Origin of the sequence: Youngiibacter fragilis 232.1 (assembly GCF_000495435.3) — a bacterium.
GTDB classification, from domain to species: Bacteria; Bacillota; Clostridia; order Clostridiales; family Clostridiaceae; genus Youngiibacter; species Youngiibacter fragilis.
The window spans coordinates 1-1670 of sequence record NZ_AXUN02000138.1 but is presented as its reverse complement, the minus strand read 5'-3'; the positions used below and the strand labels follow the sequence as shown (position 1 = coordinate 1670).

Below are 1670 nucleotides of genomic sequence, written 5' to 3'. Positions count from 1 at the left end.
GATTTGCAACAGCACCATTTGCTTTGCCCTGAAAATAGAAAAATGGAATCCATCAGCTTTGAATGAGCTGATGGATTTTTTCTGCCTTAAATTACGAATGGAACTTCTTCTTGAGGAATGAAACGATGACAGTTTTTGAGCTTGACCTTACAACACCAAAGAATCCCTTGTTCCTATGGCAGACTGTATCGAGAGCCTTCAGGAACTTGTCTATCTGCTCATAAGATATGGTGAGAGGTGGTTCCAGGCGGATTACCTTGGGATTATTCAAAGTATACGCAGTGATGATGTGGTGCTTGTTCAGAAGCTCGCCGGCTATCAGGGAGCCTACATATTCATACGAAAGCTTTTCGAAGCTACCCCTTGTAATCTTGTTGAGGAAATTGTTCTTGGGCTGGGCGAATTCGATGCCAAGCATGAGGCCTCTTCCACGCACTTCCTTGATGATTGGATACTTTTCCTTCAGCTTCTTGAGTTCTGATAGGAAATACTTCCCTTTTTCTTCAGCCTGTCCAGGCAGGTCATCCCTCAATGTAACTTCAAGTGCAGCCAATCCGGCGGTAACTGCTCTGGTGTTGCCTCCGAAGGTTGATGTATGCAGTACCGCTTTATCCAATGTGCCATATGCGTTTTTCCATACCTTTTCAGTGGCTATATATGCCGCCAGGGGCATTGTCCCGCCTCCCAGTGATTTTGCGAGGCACATTATGTCAGGGGAGACATCCTCATATTCGCAGGCGAACATCCTTCCGGTGCGGCCAAGTCCTGTCTGTATCTCATCTATTATCAAAAGTGTTCCGGTCTCAGAACAGATTTTCCTGACTTCGCTGAGATAGCCCTCTGGTGGGACTATGATCCCGCCTTCGCCCTGAATCGGCTCGACGATGAAAGCCGCAATGTTCTTTAATGACAGGGCTTTCCTGAGCGCATCAGCATTTCCGAAGGGAACAAAGCTGACTCCCGGTAACATAGGAGAAAATGGCTTCTGGTATTTTCTCCTTCCAGTAACTGACAGCGCTCCAAATGTCTTGCCGTGGAATGATCCTTCACAAGAGACTATCCTGGATTTTCCTGATGATGCCCTTGCAAGCTTCAAGGCACCTTCAACCGCCTCTGCTCCACTGTTCGAGAAGAAGGTATACTTAAGTTCTCCAGGACAAAGATGGGCAAGATTCCTGGCCAGTGCTCCAGTCAGCGGATTCAATGAAATCTGCAGGAAATTAGGCAGTGCCTCTACTGACTTTATTGCTGCGATGACTTCGCTGTTGTTATGTCCGACATTTAGTGCTCCATATGCTCCCAAGAAGTCAATGTATTCATTGCCATCGCTATCCCAAACAGAACAGTTCTCAGCGCGGACAAACAGCTTATCGAAATTGAGAAACCATAATAGCCTGACTAAGCCAGGATTGATGAAATTCTGATGATTCTCGGCATTTTGCTTCGCCGTCAATTTCAATGCATCCCTATAGGTTATAAAGCCAGCCAACTTATCTGAGGCAGCCATAACTAATACCCCCTCTTGTGATTTTCTATCTATTAAAACCGCGCATATGAACCTATACAGAGAATTTTCCTGTCTTAGGTCAACAATTAAGCTTTGCTGCAATACCTGATACATGTACTCATCAATTTTATTAAATCATAATATCAATAACTCAAACTTCGCA

Annotated in this window: 1 protein-coding gene; it reads right to left on the bottom strand. The window is 45.0% G+C overall.

What is annotated here, in order from left to right; genetic code table 11:
• Positions 1–91: 91 nt before the first annotated feature.
• Entirely contained in the window at positions 92–1507 is a 1416-nt protein-coding gene (locus T472_RS07110; protein WP_023387759.1) for an aspartate aminotransferase family protein, read from the bottom strand.
• Positions 1508–1670: the final 163 nt, after the last annotated feature.

Coding starts and splice junctions, on each gene's coding strand:
- T472_RS07110 (WP_023387759.1), bottom strand. CDS start 1,507: ATGGCTGCCTCAGATAAGTTGGCTGGCTTTATAACCTATAGGGATGCA.